Here is a 15,681-nt window from a genome sequence, read left to right as displayed (position 1 = left end):
ATTCTGGGAACAATCGCTCAACAGACAGTGCTGCACGCTCAGAATCCGTGGCGCGCTCAGAACCCGTTCGGCGAATACGGCGCCCGGCCCAGGCTGAACATGGCGCTGGCCAGCACAGCGGATCCCGGCGTCTGCTCGTCGATGCGTCCCGCCCGGGCGAGGATGACGGGATCGGCGCCGCCGAGGTAGAGGGACCCGAGCTCGGCGATGCCGAGCCCGAGGTCAGCCGGTGTCGAATCGGAGGCGGGGGTCACCTCGGCGTTCTCACCGTCCGAGGTGATCGTGAAGCGTCCACCGGCGAGGTCGAGCGAATCGTCGATGTCGATCGTCAGTGTCCCGGGCACGTACCAGGGCCGGGCCTCGAGCGCGGCCTTGACGTCGAGGATGCGGATCCAGATGTTGTCCTCGCTCGCAACGGTCTTCACACGCCTGGAATCGGTGAGCAGCCACGGCAGCGGGGAGTATTCGGCGGACTCGCCGAAGGTCACTCGGGTCGACAGGTCGATGGCGGCGAGGAACGACCACAGCGAGGCGTAGGCCGCATCGGTGGCGGCCACGAAGTCGATGATGTCGACGGTCGGCGGGGTCTTCGACCAGCCGGCGAACTTGTAGGAGACATAGCCGTCGGGCTCGCCCTGCTCGTCGAAGTGCAGGGCCGCGCGGACGCCTCGATCCTCTTCGCCGGTTTCGGTGTTGAGTGCACCCGTGGCGCGTTCGATGTAGGTCTGCTGACGCTCCATGGCGCCGGGTGAGGTCCGCATGAACTCGCCGTAGATCTTCGGAGCCAGTTCACGCAGCTCGCTCGGCAGGCACATCTCGACGCGGCGATCGGGTTCGCGCACCATCTTGAAGCCGGGCGAGGTGTCGACCTCGATCGAACGCAGCCAGGTGGCCACACCGAAGCCGAAGCGCGAGTAGATTCCGCCTTCGGTCGCGGTCAGTGCGGCGAACGGGTAGCCGTTCGCCTTCGCCTCGGCGAGGTCCGTGGTCATCAGCGACCGCAGCAGACCGCGCCGGCGATGGGTCGGGCGCACCGTGATCCAGGTGATGAGGTGACCGGGCACCAGCCGTCCCCCGCCGACGTTGACGAGCTTCTCGAACCACGCGAAGGTCGCCACCGGGATCGAGGCGTCGAGGCCGTGCCCGAACTCCTGATCGGCATAGACGGCGGTGAGATTGCGCCCATCGGCGATCGCCCGCTCGACCCGGTTGAGCAGGGCCGCATCGGTCGACCGAGGGTCATGGAAGCCCACGCTCGTCGAGGCGAAATAGCCCTTCGTGCGCTCATCCGGTTCGCCGGTGGACGCGTCGATGGTCGGCTTGAAGTCTTCGAATCTGTAATTCGTCACACATCCACAGTAGTCCACATGGTCCGCCGTCGGGGGATTTTCCCTATCGATGTCGGGCGACCCCCGAGTTCCGCAACCGCTGATGGAATCGGCCGGCACGGCACCATGGGATCGCCGAGGTGAATGCGAAAGAGCCCCGGACACCGAGCGGCATCCGGGGCTCCTGTGTACAGGACCGAGTGATCAGACTCAGCGAGCGGCAGTGCCCTCGGTGTAGTCGTCGTCGGAGTCCTTGAGCCATGCGAACATCTTGCGCAGCTCGCGGCCGGTGGACTCGATCGGGTGCTGCTCTTCCTTGGCGCGCAGCTCCTTGAACTCCGGTGCGCCGTTCTTCTGGTCGTTCATGAAGCGCTCGGCGAACTTTCCGTTCTGGATGTCGTCGAGGACGCCCTTCATGTTCTCCTTCACCTCGGACGTGATGACCCGCGGGCCGGAGACGTAGTCGCCGTACTCAGCGGTGTCGGAGCAGGACCAACGCTGCTTGGCGATGCCGCCTTCGACCATGAGGTCGACGATGAGCTTGAGCTCGTGGAGGACCTCGAAGTAGGCGATCTCGGGCTGGTAGCCGGCCTCGGTCAGGGTCTCGAAACCGTACTGGACGAGGTGCGAGACACCGCCGCAGAGCACGGTCTGCTCACCGAACAGGTCGGTCTCGGTCTCCTCGGTGAAGGTGGTCTTGATGCCGCCGGCGCGCAGGCCGCCGATGCCCTTGGCGTAGGACAGGACGGTGTCCCAGGCCTTGCCGGAGGCGTCGACCTCGACGGCGACGAGCACGGGCACGCCGCGGCCGTCGACGAACTCACGACGGACCACGTGGCCCGGTCCCTTCGGGGCGACCATGATGACGTCGACGCCCTCGGGAGCCTTGATGTAGTCGTAGCGGATGTTGAAGCCGTGGATGAACACGAGGGTCTTGCCGGGAGCCAGCTGATCCTTGATCTCGTTGTTGAAGATCTCGGCCTGAACCTGGTCGGGTGCGGCGATGGTGATGACATCGGCCCATGCGGCCACCTCGGCGGGGGTTCCGACCTCGAGGCCTTCGGCCGCGGCCTTGTCGCGGCTGGGCGAGCCTTCCTTGAGGCCGATGCGGACTTCAGCGCCGGAGTCGCGCAGGCTCAGCGAGTGGGCGTGGCCCTGGCTGCCGTAGCCGATGACGGCGACCTTCTTGCCCTGGATGATCGACAGGTCTGCATTGTCGTCGTAATAGCGTTCTGCTGCCATAGTTCTAGCTCCTTATGCTTACGGGGTGATGTCCCCATTGTTTCACAGTTCGGTATTACTGCTCACGTTTTGAGATGTCGGGGGGTTCCACAAGTTGGAACGCGAAAATCTTCGCCGAGGCGGCCGCGCGGTCGGTCGTGACCGCGCGGTTCCGTATTCTTCGTCAGCTGCGCAGTGTTCGTCAGCTGCGCAGGGCACGGTCGGTGATCGACTTCGCTCCGCGGCCGATGGCCACGGTTCCCGACTGCACGATCTCCTTGATCCCGAAGGGTTCGAGGACCTCGCGCAGCGCTTCGACCTTGCCGAGCTCACCGGTGGCTTCGATGCTCACGGAATCAGGTCCGACGTCGACGATCTTCGCTCGGAACATCTCCACCGCCGAGGCGACCTGCGGCCGTGTCGCAGCATTTGCCTTGACCTTGTAGATGATGTGCGCGCGACGCACCGAGGACTCGGGTTCGAGCTCGACGATCTTGATGACGTTGACGAGCTTGTTCAGCTGCTTCGTCACCTGCTCCAGGGGAACATCGTTGACGTCGACGACCACGGTGATCCGCGAGAGCTCTTCGTGCTCGGTGACGCCGACGGCGAGGCTGTGGATGTTGAAGCCGCGGCGGGCGATGAGCCCGGTGAACCGGGTGAGCACGCCGGGCTTGTTCTCGACGAGGACAGAGAGTGTGTGTCGGCTGTTGTTCATTCCAGGCCTCCTTCGATCTGAGCCACGGAACGCACCGTGCCGTCTTCGTTCGCTGCGGCCTCGGCGATGGCGGCCTCGGCTTCCTCTTCGCCCTCTCCGTCGAATTCGGGACGGATGCCGCGGGCGTATTCGATCTCGTCGTTCGACACGCCTGCCGCGACCATCGGCCACACCATCGCATCCGGTGGGACCGTGAAGTCGAGGACGACCGGTCGGTCGTTGATCGACAGCGCCTTCTCGATCGCGGCGTCGACGTCCTCGTTGCGATCCACGCGAATCGCCTCACAGCCGTAGGCTTCGGCCAGTTTGGCGAAGTCGGGGATCCGGATCGTCTCGTGGCCGGTGTTGAGGTCGGTGTTCGAGTAGCGGCCGTCGTAGAACAGGGTCTGCCACTGGCGGACCATGCCCAGCGACGAGTTGTTGATGATCGCGACCTTGATCGGGATGTTGTTGAGCGCGCAGGTGGCCAGTTCCTGATTCGTCATCTGGAAGCAGCCGTCTCCGTCGATCGCCCACACCACACGGTCGGGCTGGCCGACCTTCGCACCCATGGCCGCGGGCACGGAGTAGCCCATGGTGCCGAGTCCGCCGGAGTTGAGCCAGGACTTGGGGCGCTCGAATTCGATGAACTGAGCCGCCCACATCTGGTGCTGTCCCACTCCCGCCGCATAGACCGCCTCGGGGCCGGTGAGCGCGGAGATGCGGGAGATGACGTACTGCGGATCGCACAGTTCGCCGTGTGTCTCGTAACCGAGCGGATAGGTCTGCTTGAGACGGTTGAGGAAGCGCCACCACGGTTCGCGCTGACGCTCCAGGGCCTTGGGGAACTTGCTGCGCATCTCTGCGAGCATCTCGGAGAGCACCTCGCGGGCATCGCCGACGATGGCCACATCGACCTCGCGGTTCTTGCCGATCTCGGCCGGGTCGATATCGGCGTGGATGACCTGGGCGTTCGGGGCGAACGAGTCGAGCTTGCCGGTCACGCGGTCGTCGAAGCGGGCACCGATCGCGATGAGCAGATCGGCCTTCTGGAAGGCAGTGACCGCCGGTACGCTGCCGTGCATTCCGGGCATGCCCAGGTGCAGCTGATGCGAGTCGGGGAAGGCTCCGCGCGCCATGAGCGTGGTGACCACGGGGATGTTCGTCGCCTCGGCCAGGCGCAACAGCTCCTTCTCGGCCTCCGAGCGGATGACGCCGCCGCCGATGTAGAACACGGGGCGCTGGGCCTCGGACATCAGGCGCGCGGCCTCGCGGATCTGCTTGGCGTGCGGCTTGAGGATCGGGCGGTAGCCCGGCAGCACCGGCTCCTCGGACCAGACGAACGGAGCCGTGCCGGTCTGCGCATCCTTGGTGATGTCGACGAGCACGGGTCCGGGACGGCCGGTGGTCGCGATGTGGTAGGCGTTGACGAGCACTCCGGGGATGTCCTCGGCGCGGGTGACGAGGAAGCTGTGCTTGGTCACCGGCATCGTCATGCCGACGATATCGGCCTCCTGGAAGGCGTCGGTGCCGAGCAGCGACGAGGCCTGCTGTCCGGTGATCGCGAGCATCGGAACGGAGTCCATATTCGCATCGGCCAGCGCCGTGATGAGGTTCGTCGCGCCGGGACCCGAGGTGGCGATGCACACGCCGAGCTTGCCCGATGCCGCCGCATAGCCTTCGGCCGCATGGCCGGCGCCCTGCTCATGGCGGACGAGGATGTGCCGGATCTTCTCCGTCTCGAACAGCGGGTCATAGGTGGGAAGGATGGTGCCGCCGGGAAGCCCGAATACCGTGTCGACCTCGAGCTTCTCGAGGCTGCGGACGATCGCCTGCGCGCCGGTCAGGACCTCCGGGCCGGTGTTGCGGCGAATGCTGGACGGTGTGGCTGTGACCGGCGTGGACGCGGCTTGAGTGCCCGTGTCCTTCGCGGTCGAGGGCTTGGCTGCCATCGATTCCTATCCTTCCTGGGCTTCCTTCTCATCTCCGCATGAAAAAAGCCCCTCCGGATTCGGTAGGGGCGCGCGGAACGTGTCGTCTGGACAGGCTACGGAAGATCCGCGCGCTGGTGAATAACGACGACAAGAAGGTGAGTCATGCCTCAATAGTTCCCCGCAGCACTCGAGGGTGTCAAACCTCGTCATCGTTCGTCCCAACATCCGAGACCTAAAATGGTTGTCATGCGAGACTCACCGAGGCGGCGCCGCGTCGACACCTCCCCACCGGTCGTCTGCCGGCCGGCGATATTCAGCGCACCCGGTGACATTCAGCGCACAGAGAAACGGGAAGTCCGTTTGCCGGAATCGTGGAATCGGTCACAGTCTGCGACTAGGCTGGATTCTCGTGCGCCCCCTCCTCCGTTTCTGGCCTGATCTCCGCTCCCGCATCGGCGTGTACGTCCTCGTGCTCGTGCTCACTCTCCTGGCCAACGGAATCCAGCTCATCGTCCCAGTGATCACCGGCCACATCGTCGACGGACCCATCGCCCACCGAGATCTGTCCGCCCTGTGGCTGCCGGTCCTCGGGGTGCTGCTCATCGGCATCGCCGAGGCGGTCGGCATGTGGGCCCGGCGCATGGTCGTCGCTCCCGTCGTCTCGGCCTGGGAGGTGACGTGGCGTTCGCGTCTGTTCGACCGTCTGCAGTACACCTCGGTGGCGATCCATGATTCCTGGGAGTCCGGCCAGCTGCTCTCACGCGCGGTCAATGATCTGTCCCAGCTGCGACGCTTCTTCGCATTCGGGCTGCCCTTCCTCCTGTCCACACCGATCGTGCTCGCCGTCGGCACGGTGATGCTCGTGATCATGCAGCCGGTGTTCGGCCTGATCATGATCCTCATGGCGGTGCCGGCGATCATCGCGGTCGCCGTCTTCGAGAAGCACTATCGGGAGACCTCCCGTCGGTCGCAGGACACCATGGGCGAACTGACCACCGACGTCGAGGAGTCCATCCAGGGCATCCGCATCCTCAAGTCCTTCGGCCGCTCCCCCTGGGCCGCCGAACGCTTCTCCGAGATCTCGACCCGGCTGAAGTCCCTGGAGGTCCGCAAAGCGAAGCTCGACTCCTGGCTGTGGAGCGTGCTACTGCTGCTGCCGACCCTGGCTCAGGCCGCGATCGTCGCCATCGGCACGTGGGGCGTCATCGAAGGCTGGACGACGATCGGCACGGTCGTGGCGGCGGTGACGATCTCGATGGTGCTGCGGATGCCCATCGAGATGCTCGGCTTCCTGCTCGCCGATGCGCTCATGGCGCTGACCGCCGCCGGTCGGTATTGGGAGGTCATCGACATCCGCCACGACATCACAGACACCGACGGCGGGGTCGACGATGCCCCCGAAGTCGGCCGCTACCGCGGGAGGCTGCGCTTCGACGATGTCGATTTCCATTTCGCCGATACGGAGCGGCTGACCCTGCGGGGCCTCGATCTCACCATCGAACCCGGTCAGACCCTCGCCCTCGTCGGGGCGACGGGCTCGGGCAAGACGACGCTGGCATCGCTGGTGCCCCGGCTCCAGGATGTCTCCGCCGGCACGGTGAGCATCGACGAGGTCGACATCCGGGACATGCCGGTCAACGAGCTGCGCCACCTCGTGTCCGTGTCCTTCGAGGATCCGATCCTGTTCTCGACCTCGGTTGCCGAGAACGTCGAGATGGGCGCCCCGGGGGCGAGCGAGGCGGAGATCTGGGAGGCCCTCGAGATCGCGGCGGCGAAGGATTTCGTCTCCCGCCTGCCCGAGGGACTGGATACGCAGGTCGGCGAACAGGGTCTGTCGCTGTCCGGCGGTCAGCGTCAGCGCCTCGCCCTGGCTCGCGCTGTCATCGGCCGTCCGCGCATCCTCGTCCTCGACGACCCGCTCTCGGCCGTCGACGTCGACACCGAGGATCGGGTGCAGCGGGCCCTGCGGGAGATCCTGCCGGATTCGACGACTCTCATCATCGCCCACCGCCCCTCCACTGCGGCGCTGGCCGATGTGGTGGCCGTGCTCGACGAGGGCCGGATCGCGGCGCTGGGCACCCACGAACAGCTGCTCGAGTCCTCGAAGCTCTACCGCGAACTCATGGGGGCGAGCGCGAACACCGCGGCGCACACGCATCCGGGGGCGGCCGCCTCGGCGACGGAAGGAGGGACACCATGAGCATGCCCCGTCTCGACAGCGACGACGAGATCGAGTCGCTTCCGCCCGATATCGCGAAGAAGGCCCGCGCCCTGCTGATGTCGCTGGTCAGGCCGCATTCGGCGATGATCATCTTCCTCGCCGTCATCGTCGTCCTCACCGCGGCCCTCATGGTCATCGGGCCGGTGTTCATCGCCGATGCCCTCGATCAGGGCGTGCCCGCCGCCATCGACGGAGACATGGGTCCGCTCATCCGGGCGGTCACGTTCTTCGTGGTCTCCGCGGTCGCCTCGGCGATTCTGGCGTTCACCTCGACCAGGCTCGTCGGGATCACTGCACAGAAGATCCTCTTCACTCTGCGCGAGCGGGTGTTCACTCATGTGCAGCGTCTGGACCTGGGCTATCACGAGAAGTCGACCTCGGGTCGGCTCGTGTCCCGGCAGACCTCGGACATGGAATCGGTGCAGCAGTTCCTGTCGTATTCCCTGTTCGAGACGGCGCTGGCGGTGCTGCAGATGCTGTTCATCGCCGTCACGCTCGTCGTCCTCGATGTGCCCTTGGCGATCGTCGCCTTCGCCGGTTTCGTGCCGCTGTTCTTCATCACGAAGGCCGCGCATTCGACTCAGCGCAGCGCCTACCGGCGGACGCGGACGTCGATCGCGAAGGTCATCGTCCACTTCGTCGAGACGATGGGCGGCATCCGCGCCGTGCAGGCGTACCGCCGTCAGCCCGAGCGGCGCGGGACGCTGAGCGATCAGGATGCGCGGTATCGGGATGCGAACACCGATGCCCTGCGTGGGGTGGCCTGGTTCGCCGGATGGACGCGGCTGATCGGCAACATCACCCAGACGGTCATCATCGTCGTCGGTGCGTGGCTCGTCATCGAAGGGTGGACGCAGATCGGCGTGCTCGCCGCGTTCATCCTCTACCTGCGCCGTTTCTACGGCCCGCTCGACGAACTCGTCCAGGCGTTCAATCTCTACCAGTCCGCCTCGGCGGCGTTGGAGAAGATCGCCGCCGTCCTCGACACCGACCCCGAGGTGGTCGAACCGACCCAGCCGAAGGCTCTGCCTGCGCACGCGAGCGGTGGCGCACCGCCTGCGGACAATGACGCCGCACCCACACGACCCGCCACTGGACGTTCCCTCGATCTCGACGGCGTCCGCTTCGCCTACGCCGACGGACCCGATGTCCTCCCCCGCTTCGATCTGCACATCCCGGCAGGGCAGATCGTCGCGCTCGTCGGCGCCACCGGCGCGGGCAAGTCGACCCTGGTCAAGCTCGTCACCCGGTTCTATGACCCCAGCGTCGGTCGGATCACCCTCGACGAGGTGGATCTGCGTGACCTCGATGACGGACAGCTGCGGTCGTCGGTCGTCATGGTCACTCAGGAGTCGTTCCTCTTCGCCGGCACGATCGCCGACAACATCCGCATCGGCAATCCTGGTGCCAGCGACGAGGCAGTCGTGGCGGCCGCGACCGCCGTCGGCTTGGATGCGTACATCCGTCGACTGCCCGAGGGATATGCCACGGATGTGAAGAAGCGCGGCGGCCGGTTGAGTTCGGGACAGCGTCAGCTCGTGTCCTTTGCCCGGGTGTTCCTCGCCGATCCGGATGTCGTCGTCCTCGATGAGGCGACCGCTCACCTCGACATTCCGTCCGAGCGGCTGGTGCAGAACGCTCTGGCCACGGTGCTCGAGGGCAGGACCGCGATCATCATCGCCCACCGCCTGTCCACTGTCGAGATCGCCGATCGCGTGCTCGTCATGGAGTCCGGTCGGATCATCGAGGACGGCACGCCGGACGAACTCATCTCCGGGACGGGCAAGTTCGCCCAATTGCACCAGGCCTGGCGCGACTCCCTCGTGTGAGGTCACTCGCTGATCAGCGGCACGAACCGATACCACCCGTGACGAGTGATCGCCAGCTCGTCGGCACCGGGCCCGTCACGGACGACTCGCAGCATCTCCCCCGCGACGGGAATGACCATGGTGGCGCCGAGGGCCAGCTGATCGACGAGCTCGGCGGGCAGGGATTCCGCCCCGGCGGAGACGAGAATCCGGTCGAACGGGGCCTCGGCCGGGAGACCGAGGGCACCCGGAACGGCTGCGTGGATGGCCACCTCGGCGAGGGCCTCCCGGTCTGCGGAATCGGCAGTGACGGCGTCGATGGCCGCCCGCGAGGTTTCGACGAGCTCGGGATGGCGTTCGACCCCGAGCACCCGCCCGGCCGGACCGACGAGGACGGCGAGCAGCATCGAGGTCCACCCGGAGCCTGATCCGAGGTCGAGGACGGTCTCACCCGGCTGCGGATCAAGCAGTCGGAGCATGTCCGCGACGGTGCTCGGCTGCGAATTCGTCTGTCCGTGCCCGATCGGCAGGGGCACGTTGCCGGAGGCGTTCTGTCGTTCCGTCACCGGCAGGAAGGGTTCGCGCGGAACCCGGGCGAACGCCTCGGCGATTCGGTCGTGCGTCGCATCCGATGTCATTGCTCCTCCGATCCACCACCGTCTTCGGTACCTCCCATTGTGCCGATCCGAGCTGAGGGCACAATGGCCACCGAGTATCGTTGTGCCGTGACCCAATCCGATCTCGCCCGCGCCCAGAGCCTCATCACCTCGATTCCCGACTACCCCGAACCGGGAGTGGTCTTCCGCGACATCTCTCCGCTGCTCGCCGATGGCCCGGCGATGCGGGCCGTCACCGAGGCGCTCATCGAACCGTTCGCAGGTCAGTTCGATATCGTCGGCGGGCTCGAGGCCCGCGGCTTCCTCTTCGCCGGTGCCATCTCCGCGATGACGGGAGTCGGAATCCTGCCGATCCGCAAGGCCGGCAAACTCCCCCGCCCGGCTGCCGCTGTGTCCTACACCCTCGAATACGGCACCGCCACGATCGAAGGCCCCGATGTCCTGACGAAGGGCGAGCGCGTCCTCCTCATCGATGACATCCTCGCCACCGGCGGGACGCTCACAGCTGCTCAGTCCCTCGTCGCCGACCTCGACGCCGAAGTCATCGGCTCGGCAGTGGTCCTCGAACTGAGCGAACTCGGTGGTCGCGAACATACGGGTGAGGTGCACACCCTCTTCGTGGAGTGAAGCCTGCGCCTCACAGATGGACGATGTCGATGGCCCCACCGTGACCGACGAACGCCTGCGCGAAGACGGGGTCGGAAACCTCCGTCAGTGGGATCACCGTGACGGTGATCGGTGCAGTGCAGACAAGGCCCAGATCGCCGCCGCGGAGTCCACCGGCAAGAGGCGCGCACAGGACGAGGGGCGAAGCTGAAGGCAGGTCAGCCGCTGTCTGTCAGGACCGCCACTGACGATCACTGGCACGTGTCGTACAGTGCTCGCAGCTGATCCTCAAGAGTCTGCGCGGAAGAGGTGGCCTGCGAGTCTGGCTCCTCACCATAGTCGCATCCGCCCACATTGACCCATCCTGGATTCCACTGACTGTTCGGGCCCGTGGTGAGATTCCAGTGGAAATCCCAGGGCTGAGGGTTGACAGTATCGATGCGTTCGATCTTCTCTCTCAGCTGACCGACCGCTGCCGGCCCGTCATGGACTTCAACGCGGTAGCTCGACACCTGGTCGTCTTCGATCCTGATCTCATCGGTCTGGCCGAGAATCGGACTGATTGCCGTCTCCAGACGATTCTGCGCCTGTTCCGAGTACGGGAAGGCCACCATCCACTCAGCCCGGGATGGAGCCTTTGTTCTCAGCTCAAAGCTCTCGGAGCCGAGTTCTGCCCGCACCACACTGAGTGTCCTGAAGGGGCCACTCTGCACAGCCGTCAGGCGCAGCGAATCGTCAAAGGGGTTCTGCTCGGACTGTTGATCCCACTCGATTCGGTCGGCGGACAGTTCTGACGCGAGCGCAAGAAGATGCGGTGTTCGCTCCTCCATGATGTCGCTGCTCGTGGAGTCTCGCATCTCGATGACCTGGTGCGAAATCACGAGCGTGAGCTCTTGGTCATAGCGATCGAATTCGCTGCCAGTCTCCTGATCGAACGTGGCGGCGACCTCGACAGCCTGATTGTGAGTCGCATCGGTGGACATCGTGACGGTGTGTGCCAGCAACCGACCCGAATCGAAGCCGTTCTGGTAAACAGTTCTGACATCTTCGACCCCCGGTTTCGTCGACAGGACCCCGCCGATGTCATGTGCGCGGTCGCTGAGGTCCGGCCCGAAACACCCGGACAAGCCGACAGTCAAGGCGAGTACAGCTGCGCCCGCTGCGATCGTCTTGCGAAAACCTGCTCTTCGTCCCACCATGTCTCGAACCTATCGGACGCACACACGCTTCCGTGGTCATCACGTGTGCCAGTCTCGACACCGAGCGCTCCGAGCCGAATCGAAACAGGGAGAAACAGGCCGAGACTGGGAATGATCGCCACCGACCCTGTCGTTATAGGGTCGCAGGGGGCTCACCTTCAGATTCCCGTCCCCGCGGAGGTCTCCCACAAGGATGTCTCCCACGCACCATTCCAGCCCGTGACGAAAGGCGTACACCATGACGGTTCCCACACTCACTCTCAACGACGGCAAGACGATCCCCCAGCTGGGCTTCGGCGTCTTCAAGGTCGACCCCGACGAGACGGAACGCATCGTCACCGACGCCCTCGAGGTCGGCTACCGTCACATCGACACCGCCGCCGTCTACGGCAATGAAGCAGGCGTGGGCCGGGCCATCGCGAAGTCCGGAATCGCCCGTGACGAACTCTTCATCACGACCAAGCTGTGGAACGACCGCCACGGTGCGGAGGAATCCAAGCGCGCTCTCGGTGAATCCCTGGAGAAGCTCGGCCTCGACCACGTCGACCTCTACCTCATCCATTGGCCGACCCCTGAGAACAGGAACTCCGTCGAGACCTGGGAAGCCTTCCCCGGCTACCGCGATCAGGGTCTGACCACCTCCATCGGAGTCTCGAACTTCGACCACCGTTTCCTGCCCGAGATCCTGGAGACCGGCATCATCCCCGCCGTCGACCAGATCGAGGTCCACCCGCAGTTCCAGCAGGTCGAGACCCGTCCGCTGCTCGCCGAGCACGACATCAAGATCGAAGCCTGGGGTCCGCTGGGCCAGGGCAAGGTCGACTACGCGAACACCGTCATCGGTGAGATCGCCGCCGCCCATGAGAAGTCCTGGGCCCAGGCGATCATCCGCTGGCACCTGCAGAAGGGCCACGTCGTCTTCCCCAAGTCGAACAACCGCGACCGCATGGAACAGAACTTCGACGTCTTCGACTTCGAACTCACCGACGCCGAGGTGGCAGCCATCGACGCGCTCGAAAACGGCGGCCGCGTCTCGGCCGATCCCGCCGAGGTGAACTGACCCAGTCGGGTTGAGCAATGCGAAAGCCGCCGGAGAGTTCTGACTCTCCGGCGGCTTCGTCGGTCTCAGGGCGCTGCCCACACGCCGGCGGTCACGCTGTCGGCCGGCCGTCGACGCCGAGGACGACGGCGTCGATGAGCACCGGTCCGTCGGCCTGCAGCGCCTCACGGTAGGCGGTCTCGAACTCTTCCCGCGTCGTGGTCCGGCTGGCCGGGACTCCGTACCCCTGCGCCAACGACACGAAGTCGATCGTGCCCAAGGTCAGTCCCGGCGTATCGGGAACGCCCATTCGCTCGGCGAATCCGGAGAGCGCACCGTAGCCGGAGTTGTTGACGATGACGAAGATCGTCTTCGTGCCCAACTGGGCAGCCGTGTACAGAGCCGTGAGACCGTAGTTCGCGGACCCGTCGCCGACGGTGGCGACAATGGTCTTCTCCGGGGCACCGATCGCCAAACCCAGCGCGACCGGCAGACCGAAGCCCAGTCCGCCCGAGGCCGGGAAGTGGTACATCCCGGGCCGGTCGATGACGATCCGCTCGAGGTAGTCGAGATCGAGGGTGGTCGTCTCATTGACGTAGACGACGGAGTCGTCGACGTGATCGTTGAGGACGTCGAGCACCTCGGTGCCGGACATTCCCTGCTCCGACTCGGCAGGTGCGGTGACGACCCGAGACCCACGGTCGCCTCGGCGAGTTCCTCGGTCCGTCGTCGCCTCTGCGAGGTCGGCGAGCGCGGTCGCGACGTCCGCGATGACGGCGCGCCCGAACGCTGCCCGTGTCGCCTCCCGCGGATCCTGGGTGATCTGGATGACCTCGGTGCCCGGCTCCAGATAGTTCGCCGGTTCCCAGCGGTGGTATCGGAACGCGGCGGCTCCGATGACGAGCACGACGTCGTGGCCGGCAAGCCGGTCACGCACTGACTTGATACCTGGGACGAGGACGCCGTCGAAGTTCGGGTGCGTGGTCGGGAACGGACAGCGAGTCGGCGAGGGAGCGACGAAGACCGAGGCGTTCAGGCGTTCGGCCAGCACCATGGCATCCTCATAGACCGTCGAATCAGCGACGGCGGCGGCATCGACCTGCGGCCCGAGGACGAGGGCAGGGTTCCGTGCCCCGTCGAGGACGTCCGTGAGCTCGCGAAGCAGCGAGGTCGACATCGTCCCCGCCGTCGCCACCGACCGCTGCGCCAACAGTGCGTCGTCGGGAAGCGCCGACTGGTCCCAGTCGTCGAGCGGGACGGACACATAGACGGGACCGCTGGGCTGGGTGGCCGCCTCGAGGACCGCCTGCGACAGGGTGCGGGGCACGTCGAGCGCCGACAGCGGCTCGTGCGAGTACTTCACCAGCGGGGCGGGCAGCGTCGAGGCATCGACGCTGGCGAGCATCGTCTCCTGACCGACGGTGCGGCGCACCTGCTGACCTGCGAGGACGACCAGCGGAACGTGCCCGTAGTGGGCGTTTGTCAACGCTCCCATGCCATTGCCCGACCCCGAGGCGGCGTGCAGATTCACCAGCGCCGGGGCTCCCGTGGCCCGTGCGTATCCTTCGGCCATGCCGACGACGACCTGCTCATGCAGACCGAGGACGAATCGGAAGTCGTCGCCGAGACCGGCGAGGAACGGCAGCTCGTTCGAACCCGGATTTCCGAAGATCGTCGTCATCCCATGGGCACGGAAGACCTCCAGACTCGCATCGAGGACTGTCTTCCCGCTGTCGTCTCTGTCGGATTGGTCGGCCATGGTGCCTCTGCTTTCGTTCGTAGTGCTCTCGCGGAGGGGCCGAGTTGTGTGGCACCTCTCTCACCTCACCATATCCGTTGGCGCGATCGAGTCGGCTCAGCCCAGCACGCGGATCGGCTCTCCTGCGATCCAGGCTGCGATGTCCTCGTTAGATTGCAATCGCTTCTACCGAACCCAAGTTAATATCTATTTCGTTCCATACACAACAGAAGTTAATATTAAAATCCGATATAGTTAAGTAACATTTCGATAAATTGGTTCAAACAACTTTCAGCCCTAGGTATAGTTTTCCGCATCGTTGATTAATGATGAGTCAACGACGTGGACCCAGACGAGAATATGAGGATCGCAATGTCAAAGCTAACCAAAATTTGCACGCTGGGCGGTACTGCAATCGCCACGTTTATATTGTCAATAGGCGCGTTTGGTGCGCTTAACAGCCAGATCATCTACACGGACGAGCCGTCAGCTTCACCCTGCGGCTCCCATGGTAACTGTCTCATCGGCAGGGATTTCTGCTAAACAACTATGCAGGGGTCTGACGCACCAATAGGATACGCGCCATCGGTTACTCCTCATCTATGAATTTGGTAATGCCGAGGATAGAACATCCTTGTGAAGTGAGAAAACGTTAGCGCCGATGTTGGTGTAGATCATTTACCAAGATTCCCTCACATATACATTTCTCATCCCGAGAAACCTATCTTCCATCAGAGTTCGGCCCCGTACCGTCGACCGATCTAGCCCGATATTCGATCTTGCCGACTAGAGCGTATTGGGCCACTGCTGGTCGTCGACGACTGAGTAATCACTGAACCACCCTTTGGAGCAGAGACCACTGTTATGAGGACACTAAGGGGAAACCTCGGTGGACTTACTAATCATATTGTTCCAGTCGCGGATGGGACTTCTATCGACGCCAACATCCAGAATCCCATCGATACCAGAAGCATGGCTTGCCGCTGGACTCCCCAGGTTCCGAGATCTGAACATTCTGCGGTGGCCGTCCACGCTGACGGAACTTTCGTGGTGACTGCGGATTCTTAGTCTTGGCTGGGCAACGGGTACGTTAGCTGTAAAGCCTCGCCCTCAGCGCCACAGTCCTAGAATCGTAAGTACGGGATGCAGCCCATAACGGGCGGTCCGCTATGTCAAGCAATGGATTCAACGTCGAAGTCTGGGGATCGCTCGCTCAGGGCTAGTTCGAATACGCGAGCACAGTGACAGGTAAGATCGCGTCGATCGATGTGCT

At 64.5% G+C, this 15,681-nt stretch carries 12 protein-coding genes; 5 read left to right on the top strand and 7 right to left on the bottom strand.

Annotated features, from left to right (window positions below):
- Window positions 1-56: 56 nt before the first annotated feature.
- From BLIN9172_RS01980 to BLIN9172_RS01965, 4 genes are all read right to left on the bottom strand, one after another.
- The gene (locus BLIN9172_RS01980) at window positions 57-1,349 is read right to left on the bottom strand and encodes a GNAT family N-acetyltransferase (RefSeq protein WP_025779415.1); all 1,293 of its coding nucleotides are present in this window, start codon (window positions 1,347-1,349) and stop codon (window positions 57-59) included.
- 189 nt (window positions 1,350-1,538) lie between these two features.
- On the bottom strand, window positions 1,539-2,570 hold the full coding sequence (ilvC, locus tag BLIN9172_RS01975; protein WP_101553625.1) for a ketol-acid reductoisomerase: 1,032 nt from the start codon (window positions 2,568-2,570) through the stop codon (window positions 1,539-1,541).
- Between the two features lie 181 nt (window positions 2,571-2,751).
- Entirely contained in the window at window positions 2,752-3,267 is a 516-nt protein-coding gene (gene ilvN / locus BLIN9172_RS01970) for an acetolactate synthase small subunit (protein WP_025779412.1), read from the bottom strand.
- The gene (locus tag BLIN9172_RS01965) at window positions 3,264-5,198 is read right to left on the bottom strand and encodes an acetolactate synthase large subunit (protein ID WP_101553624.1); all 1,935 of its coding nucleotides are present in this window, start codon (window positions 5,196-5,198) and stop codon (window positions 3,264-3,266) included. The genes ilvN and BLIN9172_RS01965 overlap by 4 nt, the downstream gene beginning before the upstream one ends.
- Before the next feature lie 391 nt (window positions 5,199-5,589).
- On the opposite strand from BLIN9172_RS01965, the gene BLIN9172_RS01960 reads away from it, so the two are divergent.
- Window positions 5,590-7,380: an ABC transporter ATP-binding protein gene (locus tag BLIN9172_RS01960; RefSeq protein ID WP_240811918.1), complete on the top strand. Its 1,791-nt coding sequence runs from the start codon at window positions 5,590-5,592 to the stop codon at window positions 7,378-7,380.
- The gene (locus BLIN9172_RS01955; RefSeq protein WP_101553623.1) at window positions 7,377-9,230 is read left to right on the top strand and encodes an ABC transporter ATP-binding protein; all 1,854 of its coding nucleotides are present in this window, start codon (window positions 7,377-7,379) and stop codon (window positions 9,228-9,230) included. Before BLIN9172_RS01960 ends, BLIN9172_RS01955 begins: the two co-directional genes overlap by 4 nt.
- A 2-nt stretch (window positions 9,231-9,232) precedes the next feature.
- Here BLIN9172_RS01955 and BLIN9172_RS01950 read toward each other — a convergent pair whose 3' ends face one another.
- A complete protein-coding gene (locus BLIN9172_RS01950; protein ID WP_101553622.1) occupies window positions 9,233-9,847 on the bottom strand; it encodes a protein-L-isoaspartate O-methyltransferase family protein in 615 nt (204 codons plus the stop codon).
- Window positions 9,848-9,934: 87 nt separating this feature from the next.
- On the opposite strand from BLIN9172_RS01950, the gene BLIN9172_RS01945 reads away from it, so the two are divergent.
- On the top strand, window positions 9,935-10,453 hold the full coding sequence (locus tag BLIN9172_RS01945; protein ID WP_101553783.1) for an adenine phosphoribosyltransferase: 519 nt from the start codon (window positions 9,935-9,937) through the stop codon (window positions 10,451-10,453).
- A 16-nt stretch (window positions 10,454-10,469) separates the two neighbouring features.
- Window positions 10,470-10,643, top strand: a complete 174-nt coding sequence (locus tag BLIN9172_RS18040) for a hypothetical protein (RefSeq protein WP_170286848.1) — start codon at window positions 10,470-10,472, stop codon at window positions 10,641-10,643.
- Window positions 10,644-10,683: 40 nt separating this feature from the next.
- Here BLIN9172_RS18040 and BLIN9172_RS01935 read toward each other — a convergent pair whose 3' ends face one another.
- Entirely contained in the window at window positions 10,684-11,631 is a 948-nt protein-coding gene (locus BLIN9172_RS01935; RefSeq protein WP_151505451.1) for a hypothetical protein, read from the bottom strand.
- A gap of 238 nt (window positions 11,632-11,869) precedes the next feature.
- Here BLIN9172_RS01935 and BLIN9172_RS01930 point away from each other — a divergent pair, with 238 nt between their 5' ends.
- Window positions 11,870-12,691 carry an aldo/keto reductase gene (locus BLIN9172_RS01930; RefSeq protein ID WP_101553619.1) on the top strand — a complete coding sequence of 274 codons (822 nt, stop codon included), beginning with the start codon at window positions 11,870-11,872 and terminating at the stop codon, window positions 12,689-12,691.
- A gap of 91 nt (window positions 12,692-12,782) precedes the next feature.
- Here BLIN9172_RS01930 and mdlC read toward each other — a convergent pair whose 3' ends face one another.
- Window positions 12,783-14,429, bottom strand: a complete 1,647-nt coding sequence (gene mdlC, locus BLIN9172_RS01925; protein ID WP_101553618.1) for a benzoylformate decarboxylase — start codon at window positions 14,427-14,429, stop codon at window positions 12,783-12,785.
- Window positions 14,430-15,681: the final 1,252 nt, after the last annotated feature.

This window comes from Brevibacterium linens ATCC 9172 (genome assembly GCF_900169165.1).
Classification (GTDB): domain Bacteria; phylum Actinomycetota; class Actinomycetes; order Actinomycetales; family Brevibacteriaceae; genus Brevibacterium; species Brevibacterium linens.
This window is presented reverse-complemented; position numbering and strand designations above follow the sequence as displayed.